Raw genomic sequence first — 1,286 nt, 5'->3', positions numbered from 1 at the left:
GTTTCAACCGCAGTCGCCCGCTTCGGCGTCGGCGCCATGCCGCCATAGGCGATACGGATATCCGCCACGGTGCCGTTCTTGGCCTCGGTCAGATAGAAGGCGCCGAGGGTAGCGGTAATGTCCTCGTCGCGGCGCTTGGTGACCTTGTAGACGGCAAATTTCGTGCCCTCTGCCGGCACGGGCACATGGACGGCCTCGACGAATTCGCCGGGCTGCCGATCCTGCTTGCCATAGGCAATGAAGAAGGTTTCGAGCGGGATCGTGCGTCGGGCATTGCCCTTGCGGAGCGTGAGCCGCGCGCCGAGCGCGATCAGCGGCGGCGGCGTGTCGCCGATCGGAGAGCCGTTGGCGATGTTGCCGCCGATGGTGCCCATGTTGCGCACCTGCTCGCCGCCGATGCGGTCGACCAGCGGTCCCAAGGCCGGGATACGCCGGGAAAGCGTTGCGAAGGCTTCGCTGTAAGTCACGCCGGCGCCGATCGTAATCACGCCATCGGTCTCCGAGATCATGCGCAAGCCGTCGAGGCCGCCGATGAAGATAGCCGGCGAGATGTCGCGCATATGCTTGGTGACCCACAGCCCGACATCGGTCGAGCCGGCAACGATGGTGGCGCCAGGCTCCTTCTCGAGCACCATGGCGAAATCGTCGACGTCAGCCGGCACGATCAGCCGCTGCGTACCCGAACCGACCTCGACCCTGGCGCCGTCGCGCAGCGCTCCCAGCCGTGCGGTGATATCCTTGCGCTCCACTGCCAGCGGGTCCTTCGCCGCCTTGCCGTAGCTTGATATGGCGCGCGCCGCGCGCATGATCGCCTCGTAGCCGGTACAGCGGCAGAGATTGCCCTGCAGCGCCTTTTCGATCGCCGCGTCGGACGGATTGGGCGTCTTCATCCAGAGCGCATAGAGTGACATGACGAAACCGGGCGTGCAGAAGCCGCATTGCGAGCCATGGAAATCGACCATCGCCTGCTGCACGGGGTGAAGCTGTTCGCCATTGCCGCGCAGGTGCTCAACGGTGACGACATGCGTGCCGTCGAGCGAGCCCATGAAGCGGATGCAAGCATTGACGCTTTCATAGACCAGGCCCTCGACCGACAGCTTGCCGACCAGCACCGTGCAGGCGCCGCAATCGCCCTCGGCGCAGCCTTCCTTGGTGCCGCGCAGCGAGCGGTTCAACCGCAGCCAGTCGAGCAGGGTCGCGTCGGGGGCGATGTCGTTCAGCGCGACATCGTCGCCGTTCAGGATGAAGCGTATCTGGTTACGGGTCTTGTCGGCCATGTCTCAGCT

General features: G+C 65.2%; 1 protein-coding gene. It reads right to left on the bottom strand.

Annotation, left to right across the window (positions count from 1 at the left end; translation table 11 throughout):
• Positions 1 to 1,277, bottom strand: a 1,277-nt coding sequence (gene xdhA, locus EOA60_RS33430; RefSeq protein WP_128312642.1) for a xanthine dehydrogenase small subunit, incomplete at its 3' end; no start/stop codon positions are given.
• Positions 1,278 to 1,286 lie beyond the last annotated feature (9 nt).

It is taken from the genome of Mesorhizobium sp. M1A.F.Ca.IN.020.06.1.1, from assembly GCF_004023265.1.
Lineage (GTDB): Bacteria > Pseudomonadota > Alphaproteobacteria > Rhizobiales > Rhizobiaceae > Mesorhizobium.
The sequence above is the reverse complement of the archived record's forward strand: the minus strand, read 5'-3'. Positions and strand labels throughout refer to the sequence as shown.